Genomic DNA, 21,780 nt, shown 5'->3' on the forward strand with positions numbered 1-21,780 from the left:
TATCCTGAACACCGTGACGGCCGAGGGCGACCCGACAGCTGCCGAGGATCGGACACGCGAGACGGGCGGGGATACGCAGCGACACCCCGCGCCGAGCGCACGGCGGGGCCGGGTGGCGGCATTCTTCGACCTGGACAAGACGGTGATCGCCAAGTCCAGCGCATTCGTGTTCAGCAAGCCGTTCTTCGATCAGGGTCTGCTCAATCGCCGGACCGTGCTGGAGAGCAGCTACGCACACTTCCTGTTCCTGCTCTCCGGCGCCGACCACGACCAGATGGAGCGCATGCGCGAGCACCTCACCAAGATGTGCGCGGGGTGGGACGTCGGGCAGGTCAAGGCCATTGTCGCCGAGACGTTGCACGAACTGGTCGATCCGCTCATCTACGCCGAGGCGGCCGACCTGATCGCCGACCACAAGATCCGGGGCCACGACGTGGTGATCGTGTCGGCCTCCGGCGAGGAGATCGTCGGCCCGATCGCCGCCGCGCTGGGCGCCACCCACACCGCCGCCACCCGGATGGTCGTGGCGGACGGCCGGTACACCGGCGCGGTCGACTTCTACTGCTACGGCGAGGGCAAGGTCGAGGCGATTCATCGGCTGGCCGCCGCCGAGGGCTACGACCTCGCCCGGTGCTACGCGTACTCCGATTCGATCACCGATCTGCCGATGCTCAGCGCGGTGGGACATCCGACGGCCGTCAACCCGGATCGAAATCTGCGGCGGGAGGCGGCATCTCGCGGCTGGCCGGTGCTCGCCTTCTCGAATCCGGTGTCGCTGTGGGCGCGGCTCCCCGCCCCGTCGTCGACGACGGTCGCCGCCACCGCCGCGGTGGGAGTGAGCGCGGTGCTGGCGGGCGCGATCAGCTACCGACTGCTACGGCGGCGGCGCTGAGGCCGCGATCGGGAGATTGACACCAACTATCAATAAAACCACGAAACGCCGGACGACACACCGAATAATTCAATGTCCCCGCAGGCCTTGCTGTGACCGGGGGCACAGAGTAACAATGGAGCCACGGAAGGACGGAAGGCCAAGGTCGGAGCGGAAGAGAAGGTTCGATCTCCCATCCCACCCTTCCCAGCACGGACGCCAGGCACCCACGCGGAGCACGCCGCGACAGGGCAGCAGCGTTGTGGGCCTGCGAAATCCGGGCTCCCGGCGGCGAGGGCCTCGCACAAGTTGTGGGGATGAACCGTCGGGGTGCGGACGATCGCCGAGGCCGCAGAACACAACCCCGAGAAGCACGCTTGGTAACCGGGTGGTCCGTGCTAGCGGGCGGTGAGGTCGTCAACGACAACGCCGCCCGCTTTGATGTGTAGGGTGTATCTCACCGCGATCCCGCGGCCGCGTCCGCGATCGAACGAGCTTCGCGCGCACCGTCTTCCAGCGCACCACAGCACAGGATCACCCAGCCGCCGACGCCCTCCGGCGTGCCGCCGCCGAATCCGGCGGCCGCGTCCAGGTAGGCCTGCCTCCGACGCAACCAGAACACCTCCGGCACGCCCAGGCTGTGCGGGTCGAGCCCGGTCGACACGGCAACCAGCCTTGACGCGGCGCGCGCGACGATCCCGTCGGCACTGCCGAACGGGCGCAACGCCAACAGCTCCCCGTGCACCACGGCGGCCTTCACGGGCGCGGGCGCGTCCGAGGTGAGGACGGTCTGCGCGAGCAGATCGAGGCGTTCGGCGACGCCCGCGTCCGTGCGGGGACGGCCGAGTTGCTCCTGGTCGTCGACCAGGTCGGCGGCCGCCAGCAGATGCAGCCGGGCCACGGCCTGTAGTGGAGCGCGTTGCCACACCCCGACCAGGTTCTGCAGCGCGTCGCCGTCCAGTGCCTGGCCGGCCCGCAGCGCTCCCGCCAGGATCGGATCGGCGGACTGGCCCTCGACGGTCTCGCCGGTCGCGGTGACCGCCGACAACTCGGTGCCGCCGCCGTCGATGGCCGAGGAGGACCGCGCCGCGCGCAACGCCGCCTCGGCCGCCGTGGTCGGCCAGCCCCGCCGGTTCGTCTTGTGCCGGTGTACCTCGGCGAGCGCGTCGCGTGCGCGGTCGGCCGCCGCACGCACGCCGGGCAGGTCGGCAAGGGGCTGGAGCACATCGGTCACGAGGAACACGCTAACGGCGGTCCGTCAGGCCGAGCGCAGCAGGTCCCGGCCCGGAATGGCGTCGAGCAGGCGGCGGGTGTAGTCCGACTGCGGGTTGTCGAAGACCTCGGTGGTCGGCGCGGCCTCCACGACCCTGCCCTCCTGCATCACCACCACATCGTCGGCGATCTGCCGGACCACGGCCAGGTCGTGGGTGATGAACAGGTACGACAACCCCAACTCGGCCTGCAGCTCGTTAAGTAGGCTCAGGATCTGGGCCTGCACCAGCACGTCGAGCGCGGACACCGCCTCGTCGCAGACCACCACCTCGGGCGACAGCGCCAGGGCGCGCGCGATCGCCACACGCTGGCGCTGACCGCCGGACAGCTCGTTCGGGTAGCGGCGCATCACCGACGCGGGCAGCGACACCTTGTCGAGCAGGTCGCGCACCGTGGCCTCGCGCTCCTTCGGGGCGCCGATGCCGTGGGTGCGCAGCGGTTCCTCGATGGTGCGGTAGATCGAGTACATGGGATCCAGTGAGCCGTAGGGGTCTTGGAATACCGGCTGCACCCGGCGACGAAAGGCCAACGCGCCCTTGGTGTCCAGCTTCGCCACCTCGCGGCCGTCGAAGGCCACCGTTCCCGACGTCGGTGCGAGCAGGCCCAGAACCATCTGCGCCACAGTCGATTTACCGGAACCGGATTCACCCACGATGGCGAGCGTGGTGCCGCGCCGCAGCCGGAACGACACCGCGTCGACGGCGGTGAGGTTCGTCGACTTCCAGGGTGCGCCGCCGCGGATCTGGAACACTTTGGTGAGGTTGTCGACGATCACGACATCGTCTGTGGCACCGGAGAATTCATCGTCGGTCTCGGCCAGCTGACCGGCCACCTGCACGGCCTGCTCGCGCACCTCGGCCCGCTTGCGCACCGACGACAGCCGCTGCGAGGCCAGCGACGGCGCCGAGTTCACCAGCTTCTTGGTGTACAGGTGCTGCGGCTCGCGCAGAATCTGCAGCGCCGGACCGGATTCCACCACCCGGCCGCGATACATCACCACCAGATGCTCGGCCCGCTCGGCGGCCAGGCCCAGATCGTGCGTGATCAGCAGCACCGCGGTGCCCAGCTCGCTGGTCAAGCCGTCGAGATGGTCGAGGATCTGCCGCTGCACGGTGACGTCCAGCGCAGAGGTCGGCTCGTCGGCGATCAACAGCTTCGGGCGACAGGACAGTCCGATCGCGATCAGCGCACGCTGGCGCATACCGCCGGAGAACTCGTGCGGATACTGGTTCACCCGGCGTGCCGAATCCGACATCCCCGCTTCGTCCAGCAACTCGATCGAGCGGTCCCGGGCGGCCTTGCCCTTGGCTATCCCGTTGGCCTCCAGCGTTTCCCGGATCTGGAACCCGACCTTCCACACCGGGTTCAGGTTCGACATCGGGTCCTGCGGAACGAAACCGATGCCGCGGCCACGCACCGCGACGATGTCTCGTTTCGACGCCTTCGTCAGCTCCGTGCCGTCGAAAACGATGGAGCCGGAGGTGCATTCGCCGGTGCCGGGCAGCAGATCGATGATCGCGTGCGCGGTCGTCGACTTACCCGAGCCGGACTCCCCGACGATCGCGACGGTCTGCCCCGGATACACCGACAGGTTCACCCCGCACACCGCCGGTACCTTGCGGCCCTCGGCCGTGAAACAGACGTTGAGATCGCGTACTTCGAGCAGTGGGTCCACCGCCATCACCTCTTCCGGGCCTTGGGATCCAGCGCGTCGCGCACCGCGTCGCCCAGCATGATGAAGCTGAGGACGGTGAGCGCCAGCGCCGTCGCGGGATAGAACAGGATCGCCGAGGTGCGGATCTCCTTCTGGTCGGCGGCGATATCCGAACCCCAGGACACGATGGTGCGGGACAGGCCGACGCCGAGATACGACAGCGTCGCCTCGGTCACGATGAACACCCCGAGCCAGATCGTGGTGATGACGATCAGCGGCCCGGCCGCGTTCGGCAGCACGTGCCGGAGCAGGATCCGGAACCGGGATACGCCCAAGGCCTTTGCCGCCGTGACGTATTCGCTGTTCTTGGCCTGGATCACCGCACCCCGGGCGATGCGGGCGGCCTGCGGCCAGGTGAACGAGGCCAGGATGAGCATCACCGTGAACACGGTCCGCGACTCCAGGAGCTGCATGATCACGATGGCGGCCAGCATCAGGGGCAGCGCGTAGAAGATCTCCGCGATGCGCGACACCACCGAATCGAGCAACCCGCCGTAATAGCCTGCGAGCGAACCCAATACGCCACCGATCAGCACGAACATCACGGTCGCGCCGATCCCCGTGACCACCGAAGCACGCGCGCCGTGAATAGTGCGCGCGTAGATGTCGCACCCCTGCTTGTCGAAGCCGAAGGGGTGCCCGCCGCCGGGTGGCTGCATGCTGAAATCGCCGCTGCAGTACCGCGGGTCCTGATCGGTGAACAGGCCCGGCCACACCACCACCAGCAGCACGAACGCGATCAACAGCGCGGCGACGAGGAAGATCGGGTTGCGCCGCAGCTGCCGCCCGGCGTCGCGCCAGATGCTGGTCGGAGTGGTGGTCTCGTCCAGCCGGTCGGTGACCAGCACCTCCACCTCGTCCGGCGGCGCCACGAAATGCTCCTGCCCGGGCCGGATCTCCCGGATTTCGGTCGGCTGGTCAGGCATAGCGGATCCTCGGGTCGAGTGCGGCGTACAGCAGGTCGACGACCAGGTTCGCGATCAGGAAGATCACGATCAGCACCGTCACGAAGGCCACCACCGTGGGCGGCTCGCCACGCGTGATCGCCTGGAACAGCGTCCCGCCCACCCCGGGGATGTTGAAGATGCCCTCGGTGACGACCGCGCCGCCCATCAGCGCGCCGAGATCGGCGCCGAGGAACGTGATCACCGGAATCATCGAGTTCCGCAGGATGTGCACCCCGATCACCCGCCGCTCGCTCAGCCCCTTGGCGGTGGCGGTGCGCACGTAATCCGATGTCATGTTCTCCGCCACCGAATTCCGGGTCAGCCGCAGTACATACGCGAACGACAGCGACCCGAGCACGCACGCCGGGACCAGCAGATCGGTGAAGCTCGCCTTGCCCGTGACCGTCACCGGGACGATCCCCCACTTCACGCCCAGCAGGAACTGCGCGAGGAAGCCGATGACGAAGATCGGCACGGCGATGACGATGAGGCTGAGCACCAGCATCGTGGAATCGAACAGCTTGCCCTTGCGCAGCCCGGCGACCAGGCCGAACAGCACACCGAACACGCCCTCGACGACCACCGCCATGACCGCCAGCTTCAGCGTGACGGGAAACGCCCGCGCCAGCTCGGCCCGCACTGGTCTGCCCGAGAAGGAGGTGCCGAAATCGAGGGTGAGGATCCCCTTCAGGTACTGCAGGTATTGCACGAAGAACGGCTGATCCAGGTGATACCGTGCCCGCAGCGTGGCCTCGACCGCCGGGGTCATCGGGCGGTCGCCCGCCAGCGCGCGGATCGGGTCACCCGGAATCAGGAAGACCATTGCGTAGATCAGCAGCGTCGCTCCGAGGAAGACCGGAATCATCTGGAGCAGCCGCCGCACGACGTACCAAGCCATGTTTCACTCCATAGCGGCTATTTTTCGATGTTCTCGAAGTCGAACAGGCCACTCCAGGTGACCTCGGCATTCTTCACCTGATCCGAGCGTCCGGCCGCGACGTTGTAGTCGAAGACCGGGATGTCGGCCATATCCTTGAACAGCACCGCCTGGGCCTGCGCGACGATGTCGTACGCCTGCTCCGGGGTGGATGCGGCCTGCGCGGCGAACAGCAGCCGGTCGAACTCGGGGCTGCGGTAGTCGGTGTTGTTGGTGCCCGAGCCGGTGAGGTACAGCGCGGTCAGGAACTCGAACATCGACGGGTAGTCGCCCTGCCAGCCGTAGCGGAACGCCTTGCCGACGGTCTTGGCGTTGATCTCGTCGCGGATGTTCTTGAACGTCGGATACGGCACGCCGACCGCGTCGATGCCCAGCGTGTTCTTCACGCTGTTGGCCACCGCCTCGATCCAGGCCTGGTGACCGCCGTCGGAGTTGTAGGCGATCTGGTAGGTGCCCGACCACGGCGAGATGGCGTCGGCCTGCGCCCACAGCTTCTTGGCCTCGTCGGGGTTGAACTTCAACACCTCCGATCCGGGCAGGTTGTCCCGGAAACCGTCGAGGGTGAAGGCGGTGAAATCCTTTGCGGGAACGCGGGTTCCGTGGAAGATGTTATCCGCGATCTGTTGCCGGTTGATCGCCATCGAGATCGCCTTGCGGCGCAGCAGGCCCTCCTCCCCGGCGAAGTGCGGCACGTTCTGCTGCACGCCGATGTGCTGGCTGTAGGCGATCGGCTTGCTGATCGCGCGATCGCCGAGGTCCTGCTTGTAGGTGCCCAGCGCCGTGTCGGGGATGACGTCGAGCGCGTCGAGGTTGCCGGATTGCAGGTCGGCGTAGGCGGTTTCGTAGGACTGGTACATCACGAACCGCAGGCCCTTGTTCTTGGCCGGGCGGCCGCCGTGATAGTCCGGGTTGGGCGTCATCTCGATCTTGACGTTGTGGTCCCAGCTGTCGAACTTGTAGGGGCCGTTCCCGATCGGCTTCTCCCCGAACGCCTTCATATCCTTGAACGCGACCTCGGGCAGCGGATAGAACGGCGCGAAGCCCATCTCCAGCTCGAAGTCGATCGACGGATGTTTCAGGTCGACCGTGAAGGTCTGGTCGTCGATCACCTTCAGGCCCGACATCGTCTGCGTCTTGGGCGGATTCGACGAGACGTCGTCGTACCCGGCGATCTGCGCGAAGACCCAGTTCTGCACCTGGCCGTTGGTGCCGAGGGCGCCGTAGTTCCAGGCGTCGACGAACGACTTGGCCGTCACCTGGGTGCCGTCGGTGAACTTCCAGTCCGGCTTGATCTTGATCGTGTAGTGCTGCCGGTCCGGCGTCTCGATCGACTGCGCCATCTCGTTGTGGGGCTTGCCGTTCGCGTCATAGTACTTCAGCCCGGCGAACAGCCGGTCGACCACGCGACCGCCCATATTCTCGTTGGTATTCGTCGGCACCAGCGGATTCTGGGGTTCACCGGCGTTCACGGTGACGATGTCGCTGTCGCCGCCGTCCGAGGAACAGCCCGTCAGTGCGAGGCTCGTGGCCACCAAGGCCGCCGCGGCCAGCGCGGTGATCGTCTTGAATCTCAACGCAATCTCCCGATTCCAGGAAGGGCTGGGCGCAGCGTCGAGTGCGGCGCGGGGATCCTCCGGCACGCATCCCACGCTCCACCCTGGGTGAATCGGACAGTAGCTACCCGGCGGATGGTTGTCAGCGGTTCGCGCGGGGTTTGTTCGCCTTGTTAGCAATCCGGCAACATGGCCGACTCACGGCGACGGGTCGGGGTGACATATTGCACAACGGCTCGAACTTCGACTTTACGATTCGATCATCGATACGCAAGGACACTGAGCAGTCGGCCGAACCGAGGTGTCAGCGTTGCAATATTCGGCCAACCACCGGCCGGGACCCGAACACCGCCCGTTCAGGGTCTACTAGGGTCAGGAACGTGGCCGCGGTCACCCACGGCCGAAGCGCACGCGAAAGAAGAGGCGAGATGACCGAAACCACCGCTGATCACCGGGATGTGTATCCGCCGAGTGCGGAGTTCGCCGCCGCTGCCAATGCCGATGCGTCGCTGTACGATCGGGCCGCCGCCGACCGGGACGCGTTCTGGGCCGAGCAGGCCCGCCGACTGTATTGGCATCAGCCCTTCACCCGCGTCCTGGACTGGGACGACGCACCGTTCGCGCGCTGGTTCGCCGACGGGAAATTGAACGTCGCCTACAACTGCGTGGACCGGCACGTACTCGACGGCCACGGCGATCAGGTCGCCATCCACTGGGAGGGCGAGCCGGGCGACTCCCGCGACATCACCTACGCCGATCTGCTGGCCGAGGTGTCGCGCGCCGCGAACTACCTCACCGAACTGGGCCTCGAGGCCGGTGACCGCGTTGCCATCTACATGCCGATGGTGCCCGAGGCGATCGTGTCCATGCTCGCCTGCGCGCGACTGGGCCTGACGCATTCGGTGGTGTTCGCGGGCTTCTCCCCGTCCGCTCTGCGCCAGCGGGTCGACGATGCCGAGGCGCGCCTCGTGATCACCACCGACGGCCAGTGGCGGCGCGGCAAGGCGGCGCCGCTGAAGGAGGCCGTGGACGAGGCGCTGTACGCCAACGCGGGCGTACCGGCGTCAGACCCGGAGGAGGCAGCGGAGCGTAACCACGCAGGGCCCGCCGGTACGCCCCGTGGACACAGCACGCCGTCGAGCGTCGAGCATGTACTCGTGGTGCGGCGCACCGAGATCGAGGTGCCGTGGACCGAGGGCCGCGACCTGTGGTGGCACGAGACGGTGTCGCAGGCGTCGCCCGAGCACGAGGCCCAGGCTTTCGATGCCGAACACCCGCTGTACATCCTCTACACCTCCGGCACCACCGGGAAGCCGAAGGGAATCCTGCACACCTCCGGCGGCTACCTGACCCAGGCGTCCTACACCCACCACACCGTGTTCGACCACAAGGCCGGGCAGGACGTGTACTGGTGCACCGCCGATATCGGCTGGGTGACCGGGCACAGCTACATCGTGTACGGGCCGCTGTCCAACCGCGCCACGCAGGTCGTGTACGAGGGCACCCCGAACTTCCCGGACGAGCACCGGCACTGGCAGATCGTCGAAAAGTACGGGGTAACAATCTATTACACGGCTCCCACGCTGGTGCGCACGTTCATGAAGTGGGGCCGAGAGATCCCCGCCGCCCATGACCTGTCCAGCATCCGGGTACTCGGATCCGTCGGCGAGCCCATCAACCCCGAGGCGTGGCGCTGGTACCGCGAGGCCATCGGCGGCGACAAGACCCCCGTCGTGGACACCTGGTGGCAGACCGAGACCGGCGCCATCATGATCTCCCCGCTGCCCGGCGTCACCGCCGCCAAACCCGGCGCCGCCATGACCCCCCTGCCCGGCATCTCGGCGAAAGTAGTTGACGAGGAAGGCAATCCGGTGCAGCTCGGCGAGACCGAAGCCAACGGCTACCTCGTCCTCGACCAGCCCTGGCCGTCGATGCTGCGCGGCATCTGGGGCGATCCGGACCGCTACAAGGCCACGTACTGGGAGCGCTACGCCGCCAAGGGCTGGTACTTCGCCGGTGACGGCGCCAAGCTCGACGCCGACAGCGACCTGTGGGTCCTCGGCCGCGTCGACGACGTCATGAACGTCTCCGGGCACCGCATCTCCACCGCCGAGGTCGAATCCGCACTGGTCGGCCACTACGGCGTCGCCGAAGCCGCGGTCGTCGGCGCCACCGACGCCACCACCGGCCAGGGCATCGTCGCCTTCGTCATCCTCACCGGCGAGGCCAAGGACACCGGCCAGGACCTGGTCGACGAACTGAAGGCGGAGGTCTCCCGCGAGATCTCCCCCATCGCCCGGCCCCGGGAGATCCACATCGTCCCCGAACTCCCCAAGACCCGTTCCGGCAAGATCATGCGCCGCCTCCTGCGCGACGTGGCCGAGGGCCGCGAACTCGGCGACACCTCCACCCTCGTCGACCCCAACGTCTTCGAAGCCATCCGAGCCCGCAAGACCAACTGGTAAGCACCACAACCGAATAGACGGCGGCGGGCCGGTGCGTACCTGGTGCGCACCGGCCCGCCGCATGTCGGAGGCCGTCGACTCCCCGGCGCCTTTCCCAGATGCCCTGCGCACCACACCGGGCCCGACCGTTAGAATTGCGTAAGGAGTGCCGGGAAGTCTGGTCGGCGTGCGGTACAAGCATCGGTTGACGAGTCGGCGGGATGTGCACCGCAGCCGTAGCCCCACCGGCCGAAAGGTGCTCCGTGATCGTTGCGCTCCGCTCCGAGCTCGCCCGCTTCCTCCGTACCGAGACCGTCGGCGGCGCCCTGCTGCTGGTTGCCGCGGCCGTCGCGCTGCTGTGGGCGAACTCCCCGTGGAGCGAGGGCTATCTCACCCTCACCGAGACGACGCTGCCGATCCCGCCGCTGCATCTGGACCTGACCCTCGCGGACTGGGTCAAGGACGGCCTGCTGGCGATCTTCTTCTTCGTCGCCGGTCTGGAGCTCAAGCGCGAATTGGTGGTGGGCGAGCTCGCCGACCGCAAGCGCGCCACGCTGCCGATCATCGCCGCGGTCGGCGGGGTCGTGCTGCCCGCGCTCATCGCGATGACGATCGGATTCGGCGTCGACGGCATGGACCGCGGGTGGGCCATCCCCGTCGCTACCGATATCGCCTTCGCGCTGGCGGTGCTCGCCCTCACCGGCTCCCGGATCCCCGCCACTGCGCGGGTCTTCCTGCTGAGCCTCGCCGTGGTGGACGATCTCATCGCCATCCTGTTGATCGCCATCCTGTTCACCACCTCGATCGCGATCGGCTGGCTCCTTACCGCGGCCGCCTGCTTCCTCGGCTGGTGGCTCGCCCAGCGCCTGCGGTGGCGCTCCCCGCTGATCTACGTGCCGCTGGCGCTGGTGGCCTGGTACGCGTTGCACGAGGCGGGGATTCATCCCACCCTGGCCGGGGTGCTGTGCGGGCTGCTGACCCGGGTCCGTCCCGATCCGGATGAGGACGAGGCGCCCGCTACCCGGCTCGAGCATCTGTTCCAGCCGGTGTCGGCGGGTGTGTGCGTACCGCTGTTCGCGCTGTTCGCCTCGGGGGTTCCGCTGTCGACCGCGGTGTTCGGGGAACTGGTCACCGACCGGCTGGCGCTGGCGATCATCGTCGGCCTGCTCGCCGGTAAGACCCTCGGCCTGTTCGGCACGAGCTGGGTCGCGATCCGCCTCGGGATCGCCGAGCGGCCCGCCGGACTCGGTTATCGCGATATGTTCGCCCTGTCGGTACTGGGTGCGATCGGCTTCACCGTTAGCCTTTTGGTGGCAGAACTTGCCTTGGCCGACAACGAGGCCGCCGCGGAACTGGCGAAGGCGGCCGTGTTGATGACGTCAATGGCGGCTTCCCTGATCGGTTCGGCGCTACTGTTGCGACGGGGCCGTGCTCATCAGGCGCGACGCGCGGCCGCTACAGACGAGTGAAGGCCGGACAGCACCGGGACATGGAGAAGGGTCGAGCATTGAGCTTCACAAACGGCGGTAACGGGCAGGACATGGGCCGCAACCGGACCATCACCGCTATTCCGCTGTCGGAGGTCGACACCACGGCGAACGCCAGCATCGGCGATCTGGTGCGCGACGCCGCCGAGCAGATGTCGACCCTGGTCCGCGCCGAGGTGAACCTGGCCAAGGCCGAGGTGACCGGGGAGATCCGCAAGGGCCTGCAGGGCAGCGTGTACTTCATCGTCGCGCTCACCATCCTGCTGTTCTCCTCGTTCTTCTTTTTCTTCTTCCTGGCGGAGCTGCTCGACGTGTGGCTGTACCGGTGGGCGTCGTTCCTGATCGTGTTCGGGCTGATGGTCGTGGCGGTGGCGGTGTTCGGCTTCCTCGGTTATCGCAAGGTGCGCAAGCTGCGCGCCCCGGAGAAGACGATCGAATCGCTGAAGGAGACGCGCACGGTGCTGCCGCAGGGCCTCGGGTCGCACGGCGACCACGCGGCGCTCGACGCTCCGGCGGCGACCGCGACCGATCGGCCGGGCAGGTAATCCCGCCGACTACGCTTTGTCGGCGTGTCGTCGAACCCGAGTCCGGATCCGTCCAGCGTCCGTTACGACGGGCCGTGGGCCCACAGGGACGTGCGTGCCAACGGCATTCGATTCCACGTCGTCGAGGCCGAACCGGCGCAGCGCAATCCGGCGCCGGACAGCCCGCTGGTGCTGCTGCTGCACGGATTCGGTGACTTCTGGTGGTCGTGGCGGCACCAGCTGAGCGGGCTGGCCGATCTGGGGTACCGCGCCGTCGCGGTCGACCTGCGCGGGTACGGCGATTCCGACAAGCCGCCGCGCGGCTACGACGGCTGGACCCTGGCCGGTGACGTCGCCGGGCTGATCCGCGCCCTCGGCCACAGCGAGGCCACGCTCGTCGGGCATGCCGAGGGCGGCCTGGTGTGCTGGGCGACCGCGGTGCTGCATCCGCGGCTGGTGCGTTCCATCGCCCTCGTGAGTTCGCCGCATCCGGTCGCTTTGAAGCAGGCGGTGCTGCGCGATCGACATCAGCGCTCGGCCTGGCTACCGAACTTCCTGCGCTATCAGCCCCCGCGCTACGGCGAGCGGCTGCTGTCCACCAACGACGGCTACGAGGTGGAAAGGCTGCTGCGGCAACGGGTCAGCGCGCGCTGGTCGGGCACGGCCGAATTCGTCGACACCGCGCGGCGGATGCGCTCGGCGATCCGCATCTCCGGCGCGGCGCACTGTGCGCTGGAGTATCAGCGCTGGGCCTTCCGCAGCCAGTGGCGCCCCGACGGCGCCCGCTTCATGGCCACGATGCGGGAGCCGGTCCGCGTCCCGGTGCTGTCGCTGCACGGCGAATCCGACCACTACATCCTCGATTCCACGATCCGCCGCGGGCATCGGCTTGCCCCGGATCGACGGGTGGTCGGAATTCCGGGCGCGGGGCATTTCGCCCACCAGGAATCCCCGGAGCCGGTGACCGCAGAGCTGGCGAAACTGCTCGGCTGACTGCCGCTCCTAACTCAGTACGCAGTCTCCCGTCGGGACCGGACCGTTCGACTTCTCCGCCGCCTCGAGGTCATCGCGGACCTCGTTCAGGGTGAGCGCGTAGCCGGTGTCCTCGTCGACCACCGCGGCGCCGAAGACCAGGCCCAGCACCTGGCCGTCCGTATCCACCAGGGGCCCACCGGAATTGCCGGCGCGCACCCGGCCGCGCACGGTGTAGACCTCGCGCTCCACCGTGCCCGTCTTGTAGATGTCCGGTCCGGTCAGCTCCAGGGTCTCGCGCACGCGGGCCGCGCTGGCGGTGTACGGCCCGCCGCCCGGGTAGCCGAGCACGATCGCGTTCTGGCCCGACTTGGCCGGGGACGGCGCCATCGGAATCAGCGGTGCGTTCAATCCGGGCACGTCGAGCACGGCCACGTCCTTGGACGGGTCGAACAGCACCACGGTGGCATCCAGCGGACCGCGCGCGGTGTCGACCTGGACGGTGTTGGTGCCCGCGACCACGTGCGCATTCGTCATGACCCGCTCGGGGCCGACCACGAAGCCCGAACCCTCCAGCGCGCGCTGACAACTCGGCGCGACGCCGCGGATGCGCAGCACGCTGTGCTGCAGGTCCAGGGCGACCTGGCTGTCGAGCACCGTCGGATCCGGCGGTTCCACCGCCGCGATCGGGGCGCGGCCGAACGGGCCGATCACATCCGGCAGCCCGGAGGTGTTGAGCAGCTTGGAGAACTCGTTGGGCAGCTTCCGCAACCAGTCCGGCGCCACCTGGTTGACGTCGGAGAGCACCCGCGAGCCGTTCACCGCCGCCGCGATCGAGGGCTGTGAGGACGAGGCGAGCGGCAGCGCCAGCAGCCACGCCGTCACCAGGACGGCCACGGTCTGCAGGGCCGCGCCCACCACGCTGTCGACGCTGCGGGTGAACGGATGCGTCATCCCGCTGCGGGCGGCGCGGCCGAGCACCATCCCCGCCACCTCGCCGATGATCACCAGCGCCACGATCAGCACCACGCCGACCAGCACGCGTTTGCGGCCCTCGCTGATGTGGACCAGGATGTGTGGCGCGATCAGGATCCCGGCCACCGCGCCCAGCACCACGCCCAGAAATGCCAGCGCCGACGCGACCGCACCCTGCCGCCACCCCGAGGAGGCGGCCAGCAGCGCGATGATCACGACCGCGATATCGAGCCAGGCCGAGGAACTCATAACGTCATCCCCACTGCCGCGAGCGATGCCTGTAGATCACGCACGTCGTGATGATCCCACTCCCGCTCCCAGCCCGAGACGGCCAGCAGCCCGGCGAGCACGCCGGCGGTGAAACCCCAGACGAGCATGCCGTCGACGGCGAACGCCGGACCCATGTACCCCATCGGGTGTCGCACGACGAACCGGTTGGCAGGGTCGATCAGGTCGGCGATCGGCACCCGCACCACCCGCGCGGCCTCGGTCTCGCTGACCACGCCGACCTTGCCCGGCGTGCGCCAGTACGCGACGACCGGGGTCACGTCGAATCGCGACGGCGGCACGAAGATCTTCGGAAGCACCGCAAGGGGTTCCACGCCGTCCGGGTCCAGACCGGTCTCCTCGCGGGCCTCGCGCAGCGCCGTGCCGATCGGCCCGTCGTCACCGGGCTCGACGCCGCCGCCGGGGAACGCCACCTGTCCGCGGTGCTGACGCAGCGTCGCCGCGCGCTGGGTGAGCAGTACGTCGGCATCGGCGGGCAGCCCGCCGGGGGCATGGGGATCCGATTCGGCGGCACCGCCGAACAGCACCAGCACGGACGCCTGCCGAGGCCGCAGCGCCGCCGACACCAGCCGCTGGGTCGTGGTCCGGTTCAGCACCGGGTTCACCCCGGTCGGGTCCGCGGGCTTGCGCTCGACCACACCGCGCAGCCACGCGGGGATGCCATCGGTCACCAAACCCGTTCTCTCGCCGGGTTCCTCACCGCCGTCACGGTTGCGCACGCTGCCTCCTCCCGACCCCATCCTCACGCTGTTCTCGTCGCCGCGCTCGCCGAGCGCCGGGCGGTTGCGCGAGCCATCGGGTTCGACATCCATCTCCCCGGTGCGCCCCGGCACCGGACCCGTCGCTCGCGCCGGGGGCCGGTCACGCGCGCCGTCGATCTCGTCGATTCGATCACGACGTCCGGCGTACCGGCGAGTCGGGCAGGTATCCGCATGCCATCGGCGCCAAGCGCTGCCGTCCCGCATCAGACTCCCGTCGGCGGCCGCCGGGTATGCGCCGCCACCCGGATCCTCGGTCACGCCGCGACCCCCAGCTCGCCCGCGACGGTCGCGGCGATGTCCTCGGCGCTGTCGAACGCGCGGACCACCACTTTCGCGATCGATCCGTCGGCCCGGACCAGCACCGAAACGGGCAGCACGGGCGGCGCGCCGACGGCGGCGCGCACGCGCTCGGCGCCGTCCTCGACACCGGGCAGGTGCACGTTCAGATCCGTGAGCCGGGCCAGCGCCTTCGCCTCGTCCGGATCGCTGTGCACGGTCAGCACGGTGACGGCACCGGACGCGCGGACAGCGAACTGCTGCAGGGCGGGCAGTTCCCGCGCGCACGGCTCACACCAGTACGCCCACAGATTCACCAGGGCGGGGCGCCCGGCGAGTACCGCTCCGAGATCCACCGGGCGGCCGTCGGCCAGGCATCCGCCCGTGACCCCGCGCAGCGGACCGGACGACGGGGCAGGGGACTCGGCTCGCGGGCAATCGACCAGGGCGGCCGCGGCGCGCTGCCCTTCGGATACCGCGGCGGAGCCGCCCGGTGTGGCCGCGGTGGTATTCGTCGGGGCGTCGCGCCCGCCACGCGGCCAGATCGCGACAGCCAGCGCGACGACGGCGATCAGTACCGCCAGTGTCCAGCGCCAAGCCACCGGTATCGAACTCACCGGCCCACCAGTTCGAGCAGATGCTCGGCCTCGGGCCCCTTGATCAGGGCGGCGGCCGTCGCCGGATCGGTGGGCCCCGTGCCGAAGGAAGGGCAGTCCTTGGCCAGCACGCAGGCGCCGCACGCCGGCTTGCGGGCATGACACACCCGGCGGCCGTGGAAGATCACCCGGTGCGACAGCATGGTCCAGTCCCGGCGCTCGATCAGCTCGCCGACGGCGTGCTCGATCTTGACCGGATCCTCCTCGGTGGTCCACTGCCAGCGCTGTACGAGCCTGCCGAAGTGGGTGTCCACCGTGATTCCCGGCACACCGAAGGCGTTGCCCAGGATGACGTTCGCCGTCTTGCGGCCGATGCCGGGCAGCTTCACCAACTCGTCCAGGGTGTGCGGCAGCACGCCGTCGTAGCGCTCCATCAGCGCCTGGCCCAGGCCGATCAGCGACGTGGTCTTGTTGCGGTAGAAGCCGGTGGGGCGGATGTACTCCTCGAGTTCGGTGCGGTCGGCCTCGGCGTAGGCCCGCGCATCCGGATAGCGGGTGAACAGCGCGGGGGTCGTCATGTTCACCCGGACGTCGGTGCACTGGGCGGAGAGGATTGTCGCGACCGCCAGCTCCAGCGGTGTGGTGAAGTCCAGCTCGCAGTGCGCGTCGGGGAAGGCGGCCGTCAGCGATCGGTACATCCGGCGGGCTCGGCGCACCCGGCCGAGCTGTGTTTCCTTCGCGAACTTGCGTGCGGCGGCACCGGACCCCTTCCGCGCGGCGGGTTTCCGCTCCGCGGCGGCAGCGGGGGCGGCCGATTCGGATGTGCGGCGGCGCGAGGACGCCGCGGTTCGAGGGGATTCGGAGGGCGCGGACGGCTCCTGCCCGTTCACCGCGGTGGCTCTGGCTTCACGCACGGGTCCACCATACGGACCCCCACCGACGAGAGCGCGCCCGTGAAGGTCCCCCCGTGTTCCATCTGAGACCTTATCCGTGTTTACTCACGGTTATGCAAGGACTCGCTGTGGTGCTCTTCCCGGTACTGCTGATGCTGTTCGCGCTGTTCATGGAACGCGTCGAAAATCGGCTCCGCAAACTGCTCGAACCGGAGGAAGAGGTCCAGCAGTACCTGGACCGAGCCAGCAATGCCGAGGTCAACGAGTTGGCCAAGCTCGGCGTGCCCGCCGCCGCGGCCCACGCGGGGCGCCGACGCGCCCGTGGCGACGAACTGGATGTCGCGCAGGCCAGCTGAGCATCTCCACGCGGCATTCGCACGGGTGGGCCCGGGAACTATTCCGGCAACCGGGACGTTTCACAGACCGCGCGTTACGTGGTGTCTGTCACTACGGCGCCCACACGCCAAGTAGACTGCACTGTCGGCCGAACCGCTTCGGTCCAGGACACGCGGCGACAGCGCTGGGCCCGGCGGCGGCAGCTCGCGTGCACACGCAGAGAATTTGCTGTCGTCGCAGGACACAGCACCGTCAATTCCCATAAGGAGCACATTCGTGGACGAGGCCCTCGCCAGAGCAGGCATCTTCCAAGGCGTCGAGCCCACCGCGGTGGCGGCGCTGGCCAAACAGCTTCAGCCCGTGGACTTCCCGCGCGGCCATGTCATCTTCAACGAGGGCGAGCCCGGCGACCGGCTGTACATCATCACGTCGGGCAAGGTGAAGATCGGACGCCGCTCCCCCGACGGCCGGGAGAACCTGCTCACCATCATGGGCCCGTCGGATATGTTCGGCGAGCTGTCGATCTTCGATCCGGGCCCGCGTACCTCGACGGCCACCACGGTCACCGAGGTCCGCGCCGTCACGATGGACCGCGAGGCCCTCAAGTCGTGGATCGACCAGCGCCCCGAGATCGCCGAGCAGTTGCTGCGAGTGCTCGCGCGTCGTCTGCGCCGCACCAACAACAACCTGGCCGACCTCATCTTCACCGACGTCCCCGGTCGCGTGGCCAAGGCGCTGCTGCAGCTGGCACAGCGTTTCGGCACCCAGGAGGCCGGTGCGCTGCGCGTGACCCACGACCTCACCCAGGAGGAGATCGCCCAGCTGGTCGGCGCCTCCCGCGAGACCGTGAACAAGGCGCTCGCCGACTTCGCGCATCGCGGCTGGCTGCGACTGGAGGGCAAGAGCGTGCTGATCTCCGATTCGGAGCGACTGGCCCGCCGGGCGCGATAGTCCCCCACGTCATTCCGGCGAGGGCGGACGGCCGGGACGACGGGTGGGGGCGGCCGAGCGGCCGGGCCGTCAGTTTTGGGTGCGCAGGTAGGCGAGTTGGGCCTTGACCGAGCTGCGCGCCGCGGGCCACAGCTTCTTGTCGACGTCGGCGTAGACGCGCGCGACGATCTGCAGCGGTTTGGCGTCCGGGCCGATCTCGGCCAGTGCCTGCCGCACCTGATCCAGGCGTTCCCGGCGATGCCGGATGTAGTAGCGGATCACCGGTTCGGCCGCCGCGTGATCCGGGCCGTGCGCGGGCAGCAGGGCCCTGCCCGGGGCCACCTCGGCCAGCCGGTCCAGTGATGTCAGGTAATCCCCGAGGGCACCGTCCCGCGATTCCAGCACGGTGGTCCCGCTGCCCAGCACCGTGTCGCCGGTGACGACGGCGTCGTCGAGCAGGAACGACACCGAGTCGGTGGTGTGTCCCGGAGTGGCGAGCACGGTGATCCGCAGCCCCGCCGCTTCGATCACCTCGCCGTCGGCCAGCGGTGCATCCGAGTCCCGCAGAAATTTGGGCTCCACCGCGCGCACCGGCGTTCCCGTCAGCTTCACCAGACCATCGATGCCGCCGGTGTGGTCGCGGTGGTGGTGGGTGATCAGGGTGAGCGCGATGTCGCCGCCGGTCTCCCGCGCGATCGCCGCGCTGTGTGCGCGGTCCTTGGGCCCCGGATCGATCACGACGCAGCCGGATCGGCCCGGAGCGCGCAGGATCCAGGTGTTGGTGCCCTGCAGGGTCATCTGGTTCGGATTGTTCGCGAGTAGCACCGACGCCGTTGCCGTGACGGGCCGCAACTGACCGTAGGCCGGATGGGTAAGGGTCATAGCTTGTCCTAACGCCTTGTGCGGCAACGAACTTCCGGACGGAGCTACCCTTCCAATTTCCGGCGTGGCGGGGCAGCTCCGAGTCTTATCGCACCTCGGCGATCAGCTCCACCTCGACCGGGGTGTTCCTGGGCAGCTCGAAGACCCCGACCGCGGAGCGGGCGTGCACACCGGCCTCGCCGAAGACCTCGCCGAGCAGCTCCGAGGCGCCGTTGATCACCAGCGGCTGGTCGTTGAAGCCCGGCGCCGAGGCGACGAAGCCGACCACCTTCACGATCCGCGCCACCGCGTCGAGGCCGACCAGATCGTGCACGGCAGCCAGCGCATTCAGCGCACAGAACTTCGCCGCCTCCTTGGCCTGCTCCAGGCTCACCTCGGTGCCGACCTTGCCGACGGCGGACAGCTTGCCGTCCACGAACGGCAGCTGGCCGGAGGTGTAGACGTACGAGCCGCTGCGCAGCGCCGGGATGTAGGCGCCCGCCGGAGCGGCGACACCCGGCAGCTCCAGGCCGAGACGCTCGAGGTTCTCGCGCCACACGGTCGAATCGACCATCAGCCCTTCACCCGCTTCAGGTAGGCGACGTGCTGTTCACCGGTCGGGCCGGGCAGCACCGTGACGAGCTCCCAGCCGTCGGCGCCCCACTGGTCCAGGATCTGCTTGGTCGCGTGCGTCAGCAGCGGCACGGTCGCGTATTCCCATACGGTCACATCACTCATGCCGCTGAGCGTAGCTGGGTCCGCACCCCGCCTCGGGGGTCGCGGGGTCGGCGGCCGAATTCGGGCGGCTGCCATATCTTCCGGCGATTCGCAATAGCCGAGTGGTGTACCAGACAGTAGCCGTATCCTATGGCCCCGGTTTCATAACGGGTTATAGGCTCGCGAGCGTGGGAGTACCGACAGCAGTGCCCGATTCGGCAGAGCCGGGGCTGAGACTAGGTTGGCCGGAGCGCGCGGACAGGGCTCGCCTGCACTACGTGTCCGGCAAGGGTGGGACCGGGAAGTCCACGGTGTCCGCGTCACTGGCCCTGGCGCTGGCGGCGGGCGGGCGCCGGGTGCTGCTGGTGGAGGTGGAGGGCAGGCAGTCGATCGCGCAGCTGTTCGACCTGCCGCCGCTGCCGCCTACGGAAACCAAGATCGCGACCGCCGACGGCGGTGGCGAGGTGGTGGCGCTGGCGCTCGACATCGAGCACGCCTTCCTCGAATACCTCGACATGTTCTACAACCTCGGCTTCGCCGGGCGGGCGATGCGCCGGATGGGCGCCATCGAATTCGTCACGACCATCGCGCCGGGCCTGCGCGACGTGATCCTGACCGGCAAGATCAAGGAATGCGCCGTGCGCGTGGACAAGTCGCGTCGGCCGGTCTACGACGAGATCGTCATCGACGCGCCGCCCACCGGCCGCATCGCCAGCTTCCTGGACGTCACGAAGGCGATGGCGGAGGTGGCCAAGGGCGGGCCGATCGCGGCGCAGGCCGAGGGCGTGTCCAAGCTGCTGCATTCGGATCAGACCGTCGTCCACCTGGTCACGCTGCTCGAGGCGCTGCCCGTGCAGGAGACCGCCGACGCGATCGCCGAGCTGATGGGAGCGGATTTCCGGATCGGCACGGTGATCGTCAATCGCGCCACGGAGGGCTACCTGCCCCCGGCGGTGCGCGCGCGAGCGGCCGCCGGTGACATCGATGCCGACGCCCTGCGCACCGGGCTCACGGAGGCGGGAATCACGCTGTCCGACGCCGATTTCCAGGGCCTGCTGCGCGAGACGGCGGAGCATTCGGCCACGCTGCAGGCGCAGGACGACAGCTCGTCCGAACTCGCGAAGCTCGATCTCAGCCGTCTGTACCTGCCCGCCCTGCCCGACGGGATGGACCTGGGCGGCCTGTACGAATTAGCGGAACATCTGAGCACCCAGGGAGTCCGGTGATGAATCTACCGAGCACCGTTGCCCCCCTGGACCTCTCCCGCGTCATCGACGACCGGACCGCGCGCGTGATCGTGTGCTGCGGGTCCGGGGGTGTCGGCAAGACCACCACCGCCGCGGCGATCGCGCTGCGCGCGGCCGAGCGCGGCCGCAAGGTCGTGGTGCTGACCATCGATCCGGCGCGCCGGCTCGCCCAGTCCCTGGGCGTGAGCGACCTGGGCAACGTCCCGCAGCGGGTCGAGCTCGGCCCGGACGCGAAGGGCGAGCTCTACGCGATGATGCTGAACATGCGCCGCACCTTCGACGAGATGGTGCTCGAGCACACCAGCCCCGAGAAGGCCGAGCAGATCTTCGCCAACCCCTTCTATCAGACGGTCGCCTCGTCCTTCGGCGGCACGCAGGAGTACATGGCGATGGAGAAGCTTGGCCAGCTCGTCGGGAAGCGGAAGTGGGACCTGATCGTCGTCGACACCCCGCCGTCCCGCAACGCGCTGGACTTCCTGGACGCGCCCAAGCGGCTCGGGAACTTCCTCAACGGCAGGATGATTCGCGTGATCATGGCGCCCGGCCGGGGCGTGGGCCGGTTCGTGACGGGCGCGATGAGCCTGGCCGTGCGCGGCGTGTCCACGGTGGTGGGCGGTCAGATGCTCAAGGACGCGTCGCTGTTTCTGCAGTCGCTGGAGTCGATGTTCGGCGGCTTCCAGGACCGCGCCAATCGGACCTTCGAGATGCTGTCGCGGCCGGGTACGCACTTCCTGGTGGTGGCCGCCGCCGAACCGGATGCGCTGCGGGAGGCCTCGTTCTTCGTGGATCGGCTCTCCACCGACCGCATGCCCCTGGCCGGTCTGGTGCTCAACCGCACCCACCCCGTGCTCTGCTCGCTGTCGCCGCAACAGGCCCTGGCCGCCGTCGATCGTCTGACGGGCAACGGCGCGAACGCCGCAGCCGATCGGGCCGACCACGATCCGGCCGCGCTGGCCGCCGACGTGCTGCGCATCCACGCGCACCGGGCGACCACCGCCAAGCGGGAACAGCGGCTGCTGCACCGGTTCACCGGCGCGCACCCGCGAGTGCCGATCGTCGCGGTCACCGCGCTGCCGTTCGAGGTCTCCGATCTCGAGGCGCTGCGCGCGGTCGGCGATCAGCTGGCCGGCCCGAACTCCGCCGGATAGGCGCCGCGCCGAGCCCCTCGGCCGGACGACC

At 68.8% G+C, this 21,780-nt stretch carries 21 protein-coding genes; 9 read left to right on the forward strand and 12 right to left on the reverse strand.

Annotated elements, in window-relative coordinates:
- Nucleotides 1–13: 13 nt before the first annotated feature.
- Nucleotides 14–892, forward strand: a complete 879-nt coding sequence (locus tag ACYVLQ_RS23280; protein ID WP_460699637.1) for an HAD-IB family hydrolase — start codon at nt 14–16, stop codon at nt 890–892.
- A gap of 436 nt (nt 893–1,328) precedes the next feature.
- Here the strand turns inward: ACYVLQ_RS23280 and ACYVLQ_RS23285 are convergent, their stop codons facing one another.
- From ACYVLQ_RS23285 to ACYVLQ_RS23305, 5 genes are read right to left on the reverse strand one after another with little or no spacing between them, the layout of a single operon-like run.
- Nucleotides 1,329–2,105, reverse strand: coding sequence for a Fic family protein (locus ACYVLQ_RS23285; protein ID WP_460699638.1), 777 nt, complete (start codon nt 2,103–2,105; stop codon nt 1,329–1,331).
- A 24-nt stretch (nt 2,106–2,129) separates the two neighbouring features.
- The gene (locus ACYVLQ_RS23290; RefSeq protein ID WP_460699639.1) at nt 2,130–3,824 is read right to left on the reverse strand and encodes a dipeptide ABC transporter ATP-binding protein; all 1,695 of its coding nucleotides are present in this window, start codon (nt 3,822–3,824) and stop codon (nt 2,130–2,132) included.
- Nucleotides 3,824–4,783 carry an ABC transporter permease gene (locus tag ACYVLQ_RS23295; RefSeq protein WP_460699640.1) on the reverse strand — a complete coding sequence of 320 codons (960 nt, stop codon included), beginning with the start codon at nt 4,781–4,783 and terminating at the stop codon, nt 3,824–3,826. The genes ACYVLQ_RS23290 and ACYVLQ_RS23295 overlap by 1 nt, the downstream gene beginning before the upstream one ends.
- On the reverse strand, nt 4,776–5,702 hold the full coding sequence (locus tag ACYVLQ_RS23300) for an ABC transporter permease (RefSeq protein WP_460699641.1): 927 nt from the start codon (nt 5,700–5,702) through the stop codon (nt 4,776–4,778). The genes ACYVLQ_RS23295 and ACYVLQ_RS23300 overlap by 8 nt, the downstream gene beginning before the upstream one ends.
- A gap of 17 nt (nt 5,703–5,719) precedes the next feature.
- A complete protein-coding gene (locus tag ACYVLQ_RS23305; RefSeq protein ID WP_460699642.1) occupies nt 5,720–7,315 on the reverse strand; it encodes a peptide ABC transporter substrate-binding protein in 1,596 nt (531 codons plus the stop codon).
- Nucleotides 7,316–7,722: 407 nt separating this feature from the next.
- Between ACYVLQ_RS23305 and ACYVLQ_RS23310 the strand changes: the two genes are divergently transcribed.
- From ACYVLQ_RS23310 to ACYVLQ_RS23325, 4 genes are all read left to right on the forward strand, one after another.
- Entirely contained in the window at nt 7,723–9,759 is a 2,037-nt protein-coding gene (locus tag ACYVLQ_RS23310; RefSeq protein WP_460699643.1) for an acetate--CoA ligase, read from the forward strand.
- A gap of 242 nt (nt 9,760–10,001) precedes the next feature.
- A complete protein-coding gene (nhaA, locus tag ACYVLQ_RS23315; protein ID WP_460699644.1) occupies nt 10,002–11,207 on the forward strand; it encodes a Na+/H+ antiporter NhaA in 1,206 nt (401 codons plus the stop codon).
- A 38-nt stretch (nt 11,208–11,245) separates the two neighbouring features.
- The gene (locus tag ACYVLQ_RS23320; RefSeq protein WP_460699645.1) at nt 11,246–11,770 is read left to right on the forward strand and encodes a phage holin family protein; all 525 of its coding nucleotides are present in this window, start codon (nt 11,246–11,248) and stop codon (nt 11,768–11,770) included.
- A gap of 24 nt (nt 11,771–11,794) precedes the next feature.
- Complete coding sequence (locus ACYVLQ_RS23325) at nt 11,795–12,742, forward strand: alpha/beta fold hydrolase (RefSeq protein ID WP_460699646.1); 948 nt, start codon at nt 11,795–11,797, stop codon at nt 12,740–12,742.
- Between the two features lie 9 nt (nt 12,743–12,751).
- Here ACYVLQ_RS23325 and ACYVLQ_RS23330 read toward each other — a convergent pair whose 3' ends face one another.
- The 4 genes from ACYVLQ_RS23330 to nth form a co-directional block, all read right to left on the reverse strand.
- Complete coding sequence (locus tag ACYVLQ_RS23330) at nt 12,752–13,945, reverse strand: MarP family serine protease (protein WP_460699647.1); 1,194 nt, start codon at nt 13,943–13,945, stop codon at nt 12,752–12,754.
- Complete coding sequence (locus ACYVLQ_RS23335) at nt 13,942–14,724, reverse strand: NUDIX hydrolase (RefSeq protein WP_460699687.1); 783 nt, start codon at nt 14,722–14,724, stop codon at nt 13,942–13,944. The genes ACYVLQ_RS23330 and ACYVLQ_RS23335 overlap by 4 nt, the downstream gene beginning before the upstream one ends.
- A 275-nt stretch (nt 14,725–14,999) precedes the next feature.
- Nucleotides 15,000–15,629 (reverse strand): TlpA family protein disulfide reductase, encoded by a 630-nt coding sequence (locus ACYVLQ_RS23340; RefSeq protein ID WP_460699688.1) that lies wholly within the window; start codon nt 15,627–15,629, stop codon nt 15,000–15,002.
- A 5-nt stretch (nt 15,630–15,634) separates the two neighbouring features.
- Nucleotides 15,635–16,315, reverse strand: a complete 681-nt coding sequence (gene nth, locus ACYVLQ_RS23345) for an endonuclease III (protein ID WP_460699689.1) — start codon at nt 16,313–16,315, stop codon at nt 15,635–15,637.
- A 308-nt stretch (nt 16,316–16,623) separates the two neighbouring features.
- On the opposite strand from nth, the gene ACYVLQ_RS23350 reads away from it, so the two are divergent.
- A complete protein-coding gene (locus tag ACYVLQ_RS23350) occupies nt 16,624–16,866 on the forward strand; it encodes a hypothetical protein (protein WP_068029248.1) in 243 nt (80 codons plus the stop codon).
- Between the two features lie 256 nt (nt 16,867–17,122).
- Nucleotides 17,123–17,797 (forward strand): Crp/Fnr family transcriptional regulator, encoded by a 675-nt coding sequence (locus ACYVLQ_RS23355; protein ID WP_014348619.1) that lies wholly within the window; start codon nt 17,123–17,125, stop codon nt 17,795–17,797.
- Nucleotides 17,798–17,866: 69 nt separating this feature from the next.
- Here the strand turns inward: ACYVLQ_RS23355 and ACYVLQ_RS23360 are convergent, their stop codons facing one another.
- The 3 genes from ACYVLQ_RS23360 to ACYVLQ_RS23370 form a co-directional block, all read right to left on the reverse strand.
- Entirely contained in the window at nt 17,867–18,658 is a 792-nt protein-coding gene (locus tag ACYVLQ_RS23360) for an MBL fold metallo-hydrolase (protein WP_460699648.1), read from the reverse strand.
- A gap of 85 nt (nt 18,659–18,743) precedes the next feature.
- On the reverse strand, nt 18,744–19,211 hold the full coding sequence (locus ACYVLQ_RS23365; RefSeq protein WP_460699649.1) for a RidA family protein: 468 nt from the start codon (nt 19,209–19,211) through the stop codon (nt 18,744–18,746).
- Nucleotides 19,211–19,375 (reverse strand): DUF4177 domain-containing protein, encoded by a 165-nt coding sequence (locus ACYVLQ_RS23370; protein ID WP_085995597.1) that lies wholly within the window; start codon nt 19,373–19,375, stop codon nt 19,211–19,213. The genes ACYVLQ_RS23365 and ACYVLQ_RS23370 overlap by 1 nt, the downstream gene beginning before the upstream one ends.
- Nucleotides 19,376–19,560: 185 nt before the next feature.
- Between ACYVLQ_RS23370 and ACYVLQ_RS23375 the strand changes: the two genes are divergently transcribed.
- Nucleotides 19,561–20,580, forward strand: a complete 1,020-nt coding sequence (locus tag ACYVLQ_RS23375; RefSeq protein WP_460699690.1) for an ArsA-related P-loop ATPase — start codon at nt 19,561–19,563, stop codon at nt 20,578–20,580.
- Nucleotides 20,580–21,749 (forward strand): ArsA family ATPase, encoded by a 1,170-nt coding sequence (locus ACYVLQ_RS23380; RefSeq protein ID WP_460699650.1) that lies wholly within the window; start codon nt 20,580–20,582, stop codon nt 21,747–21,749. Before ACYVLQ_RS23375 ends, ACYVLQ_RS23380 begins: the two co-directional genes overlap by 1 nt.
- Nucleotides 21,750–21,780: the final 31 nt, after the last annotated feature.

It is taken from the genome of Nocardia thraciensis (genome assembly GCF_054782435.1).